General features: G+C 44.8%; 5 protein-coding genes. All 5 read right to left on the bottom strand.

All coding sequences use genetic code 11. The features are described 5' to 3' along the window. Positions 1 to 765: 765 nt before the first annotated feature. The 5 genes from DWZ60_RS16610 to DWZ60_RS17585 all read right to left on the bottom strand — a co-directional run bounded on the left by DWZ60_RS16610 (position 766) and on the right by DWZ60_RS17585 (position 4,829). The gene (locus DWZ60_RS16610; protein WP_243038381.1) at positions 766 to 1,824 is read right to left on the bottom strand and encodes a repa; all 1,059 of its coding nucleotides are present in this window, start codon (positions 1,822 to 1,824) and stop codon (positions 766 to 768) included. Between the two features lie 571 nt (positions 1,825 to 2,395). Beyond that, positions 2,396 to 2,887, bottom strand: coding sequence for a nucleotidyltransferase domain-containing protein (locus DWZ60_RS16600; protein ID WP_009263190.1), 492 nt, complete (start codon positions 2,885 to 2,887; stop codon positions 2,396 to 2,398). Positions 2,888 to 3,273: 386 nt separating this feature from the next. Next, on the bottom strand, positions 3,274 to 4,383 hold the full coding sequence (locus tag DWZ60_RS16590; protein ID WP_055166537.1) for a relaxase/mobilization nuclease domain-containing protein: 1,110 nt from the start codon (positions 4,381 to 4,383) through the stop codon (positions 3,274 to 3,276). Beyond that, positions 4,370 to 4,663, bottom strand: coding sequence for a plasmid mobilization protein (locus tag DWZ60_RS16585; protein ID WP_242996904.1), 294 nt, complete (start codon positions 4,661 to 4,663; stop codon positions 4,370 to 4,372). Before DWZ60_RS16585 ends, DWZ60_RS16590 begins: the two co-directional genes overlap by 14 nt. Before the next feature lie 4 nt (positions 4,664 to 4,667). After that, positions 4,668 to 4,829 carry a hypothetical protein gene (locus DWZ60_RS17585; RefSeq protein ID WP_004614779.1) on the bottom strand — a complete coding sequence of 54 codons (162 nt, stop codon included), beginning with the start codon at positions 4,827 to 4,829 and terminating at the stop codon, positions 4,668 to 4,670. Positions 4,830 to 5,028: the final 199 nt, after the last annotated feature.

The raw sequence follows: 5,028 nt of genomic DNA, 5'->3' as shown, positions 1-5,028 counted from the left end.
CCTCACAAGTTCTAAAGTGGTAACACTTTAGGGAACTTGCAATATATCCGCTACACATATTATAGCATGATAGACACCCTATATCAAGCGGATATATTCGTGCGTATATTCTGCCAAGAATATAGTGGAGCTTACTTCCTCTTGGGCGACTTTGGAAGTGTAGGTGGAAGAAAGTCAAGGGCTTGTTTTTTATCTGCAGTATGAGCTTCGGCTTGCCGATCAGCGAGTACAGCAGATAAAAAATGGTCGCAGACCACCCTTTACTTTCTTCCGCCGGAACGGACAATGAAGCACAGGGGGAAGTAACGGAACGGACGGACAGCCGTTTTCCCCTCCGGCATTATAGCCAACAAAAAAGAGTATCAAGGGTAAACGCTGCGGTCTATGACCGCCCTTGACACTCTTTTCCTTATGGCTTTGATAATAAACAAGGGGAAATGGCTTCTTGTGGCATTTCTGCCACTATGGTATAATGAGCGACGCTACCACCCCTATACAGGTACAGAAAGGGGGTGTGCCACCATGAGTATATTTTCGTCTTTCTTACTCTCTGTCTTGGCAAGTGTAGTCGCCTACTACATCTGCAAATGGCTGGACGGAGATAAATAGCGGTAGCCAGCCTAAGGAATAAGCCACCTTGCCACAACGGAATAGAAAAGCCCCGGAGTTGCGACCTCCGGGGCTTTTTGCGTGCCACAATGAGCACTTTCGTCTTTCTTGCCTACTGGCATTATAGCATATGCCTTTCGGCATTTCAAGTATGCCCTACTTCCACCACTTGTAAACGGTGGGCTTGCTCAATCCTGTCTCTCGAATGCAGTCCGCTTTCTTTCCTGCTGGGTGGCTCTCCTGCCATTCTCTGACTGTCTGCTCCGCTGTTCCACTCCCTTTTGGTCTACCCTCTTTTACTTCTTCTCCTAACTGCTTTTTTAAAGCTTTCATAGTATTCATAACCTTTACATGGTCTTTTTGCTTTCTGTAATTCCGCTTATTTGCTGGTATCGTAACCTTTGTGTTGTCCTCTATCCATTCCCGGCTTGCTATCGTTGACAGCCTTTTTCTGTCCCCTTTCAATGCCCGAAGAGCGTCTTTCACATCTGCCCGGCTGAAATGGTTGTCCTCGTCCTCGGTAAGGCTCTCTAAATGGTCCAGGAACGCATAGGCGTCTCTCCGTATCTTCTGCTCGGATATGCCACACTTCAAGCCATAAGAGCACAACGCCATAATAGAAAAGTAACGCCCTCCGGCTTTCACTTCCTCGGTTATTTTCCGTTTCCACCACTCATATAAAGCTTCGTTACATACCCACGTACCGCCCTGCTTCTTACTTTTCTGCTTCGGCTCTCCCTGCACGATCCGCTTCTCATACCATTCCGGGTACAGCTCCTTTGCTTCTTCCAGCGTAACGGTACTTTTTCTTCTCGGCTTCTCGTACAACGGAGCAAGGTCTACCTTACAGCTCGGTATGCTGGCTTTTATGTCCTCCAGCGTGTAACGGTTCTCTGACAGCTTATAGGCTTTTACTGGGAAATCTGCACCCAGCTTCGACTGACTCCCCACACACCGGAAACCTTGATAAATTCCGGTTATATCCGGGCTGTCCGGACGGATAGAGCTGGTATCATTCCATAGCCGCCGGATAAAGGCTTCTTTCAGCTCCGCAAGCACTTCTTCCCGGTTTCGATACAACTGAACCGGCTCCTGCAAGAAATAGTAAAGATGTACCCCCTTGCCGGAGCTGACAAGATAAGTCGGACGAAGCTGCACACCATTCCCAAACTGCTTCAACAGGTTCTTTAACTGCTGTTTGCCTACATAATCCACGTCCACCACCACCGCAAACAGCTCATGAGCGTTCTCTTTCGTGTGTGACTTTCCGTAAAAACTAATAGGCGGTATCAGCCCAAACCTATCTCCTATGACCTTATCCAGCATTTTCAGACTATCATCAATTACCCACTGCCGGGTTCTTCCTTTGCCAGACGGTCTAATCTGTGTCGCTATAATATTACCTTTTCCGTCCTCCGGCTCTTGCTGGAGACTGCAGCCGGAAACAACTCCCGATAGAAATCATGAGGACTTACTTCCGGGTATCCCCTCTCCAACATAAGGGCTTCTTTCTCCCGATAAGCAGACTTCCACTCATACCCTCTTTTATCTCTCCTTTTGGTGTATTTTGCCATAGTCTTTTGCACCTCACTCCCTCTCGCTTTGACCGCTAATCTTATCAATGAGTTTTTTTTACCTTTTTCCGTCAAGTATAAGGGAGTGCCTTTTGAGTGTCAATATCTACACCTCACTCCCTCTCGCCTTGACCGCTAATCTTATCAATACATTTTTGCACCTTTTTCTTCGTACCGACAAACTGCAATTTATCTTAGAAATTACAGCGATGTTATTTTGATAAACTTTCAAGAATTGAAATATCATGCTTATCTTTATCTCTTAATTCATAACCTGAATGGAAAACTTTTTGGCCTTTTAAAGATATACAAGGAATTGTTTTGCCTTCAAAAAAAACACTACCAAAGTAATCTTTTTCAAACTCATACCATCCACCCTCTAAATCAGCTTGTTTTGAAGTTCCGTCCTCATTTAAAACGAACGGGTGAATGTCTAAGTAACCAAGTTCATCACTATATAACTCTATTCTAACCGGTTTCCAGTCTGTATCAATTTTATAGCCCAGATTCAAAAGCACATTTAACAATTTTTCCGTATGTTGAGCATCAAAATTTATATCTATATCTCTATGAATTCTTGTTTGTTTACCAGCTAAAATATCTACACCCCATCCGCCATCCAACCAGTATGTAATTCCAGTATTTTCGAATAATTCTATTACTTTCATTAAATCTTCTTTTGTTGTTATTTCTTTTCTACCCATACAAAGTCTCCTTTACAACTTCTATATAATTGTTTAGTTAAGTCAATATCAATATCTAATTGCCAAGGCTCAAAATCAAAAATCATGGTCATCACACTCCTTTTTAAAATTCTAATTTATCGATTTCTTTTTACTTACTAATCATACCATACAACAGCATAAGAAACACTAAAATATTGCAGACCATACCGCCCCAAAACAGGTACAACTTCAAGCCCTCATATCTAAAAAAACTGTTCTTACTTTCCTCAAGCTCCCGGATCTTCTGCTTCATCACGCTCGTAAGTGTATCAGACTGCTTCTCAAGAAGCTTTGTAGCCCTCTGTATAGCCTCTATATTCGCCTGTAACGCCTTTCTAACCTCTTGGACGGTGTTTTCCTTAACCTCATCTTTCAGGCTCCCAATCTCGCCCGATATAGCGTCTTGAAGCAATTCGTTGCTGTTCTTCAGCAGCTCTACGCTCTGCTTCAGCTCGCTGATGAGCTTCCTGTTCTGCTCTGCGTCTCTCTGCCTGTTCTGCTCTGCCCTCACTTGTTCTTGATTTGACTGCTTCATCAATTCCTCGCAGTTCTCGCTCGACATCGCCAACGCTTCTTTGAGCAGACTGTTTTCCAGCTCTGTCCGGCTCTGTCGGTTTAACTCTTGAAGCTGCTCTCTTGGACTGCTCTGCTTCTGCTGTTCGTGCATTTCTCTCAAACTCATGCTCCATACTCTCCTTTCCAAAATCCATATTGTAGTATTTTTCCAGCTTGTTATCCCTGATTTTACAAGCCTTTTCTCCTGCCTGTTCCCTGGCTAAGTCGGTATATGTGATGTACTTGTGGCTGTCCTGCCAGTCCACCCCGTACCCTCTTTCATTCATCAGCCGGATAAAGGTTTCCCGGCTGGTCGCTGTTTCCTTACAATCCAGCACCGCAAGGGCAATATCCTGCACATAGCTTTTGACCTTTCCCTGCTCTGCCTGTTTCAAAAGCTGGTAGGTGTCTTTGCTCCATGCCACCGTTTCTTCCCGGACTTCTCCAGCAAATGTCTTTCCTTTCTCCGGCACATGCAAGCCCTGTTCCCAGCTCTGCTCGTTGCACCGTTCCTTTAAGTCTTTAAGGTCGTGCTTACTCCATTGGAGCTTATGACCGTTCTCATAATTTACGGAATTGACAATAAAGTGCGTGTGTATATGCCCCTTGTCTATATGCGTGGCTATCAGAACTTCATGCCCTTTCCATGCCTTTGTATGCTCTGCCAGCTCGACAGCGTTCTTGTGAGCCTGCTCCGGGGTTATTTCCTCGTCCTCATGGTAGGATTGCACATAATGCTTATAGGTTCTTCCGTCCGTCTTGCCCCACAGCTCCTTTGTGGCTTGCATTTCCTCCTTGACCGTCTCCGGCTCACAATGCAGACCGCTGACAAGCTTCTCCTCTGTCTTTTCTTTTTTCGTCACATAATCTATGGCGTGCCCTATGCCCGCCTTTGAAGATACCGCCTTAATGACTGCCATACTTGTTCAGCTCCTCTCCATGCTTCCGCACTTCCGCTTCACTCGGCAACATTCCCCCCTCATTACACCTCTTTGCTATTTGGTTGAGGTTGTTCCCTATCCGTTTCAGTTCCGGGATAAGTTCTTTGATACCGTCCGTATTCACGATCTGCTTCTCCAGCACACAGGAAAGGATATACTCCTGCTGGTTCTTTCCACTCTCTGAAATCTTCTCCTGCAACTGCTGGTATTCTTCTTCACTTACTCGGAATGATAACTGCTTTGGTCTTGTCTTGTTCATGCCCTTACCACTCCATATCCATGACATCAAGTAAGTCAAAGAAACGCTCCAGCGTCTTATTTTCCTTTTCTGCCGGATTCTGTTTTACATATTTATCAATTACTTTCATCAGCTCCTGCACCTCGTATCTGTACTCAAACTGAATTTTATCCATTTCTTTTTTCATGCCTTTGACCTCTCTTTCTTCGGTGCTACCACCGTCAAATTATGAGCCTTTCGGCTCTCTAAAAAGGGGGATTGAAGGGGGGCTTGCCACCCTCACAAGTTCTAAAGTGGTAACACTTTAGGGAACTTGCAATATATCCGCTACACATATTATAGCATGATAGACACCCTATATCAAGCGGATATATTCGTGCGTATAT

The sequence above is a fragment of the Blautia sp. AF34-10 genome (assembly GCF_003477865.1).
In the GTDB taxonomy this organism is placed as follows: Bacteria; Bacillota; Clostridia; order Lachnospirales; family Lachnospiraceae; genus Fusicatenibacter; species Fusicatenibacter saccharivorans.
This window is presented reverse-complemented; position numbering and strand designations above follow the sequence as displayed.

Bases quoted from the DNA above. Each gene is read 5' to 3' on its own strand.
- DWZ60_RS16600 (WP_009263190.1), bottom strand. From the start codon at position 2,887: ATGGGTAGAAAAGAAATAACAACAAAAGAAGATTTAATGAAAGTAATA.
- DWZ60_RS16585 (WP_242996904.1), bottom strand. From the start codon at position 4,663: ATGAACAAGACAAGACCAAAGCAGTTATCATTCCGAGTAAGTGAAGAA.
- DWZ60_RS16590 (WP_055166537.1), bottom strand. From the start codon at position 4,383: ATGGCAGTCATTAAGGCGGTATCTTCAAAGGCGGGCATAGGGCACGCC.
- DWZ60_RS17585 (WP_004614779.1), bottom strand. From the start codon at position 4,829: ATGAAAAAAGAAATGGATAAAATTCAGTTTGAGTACAGATACGAGGTG.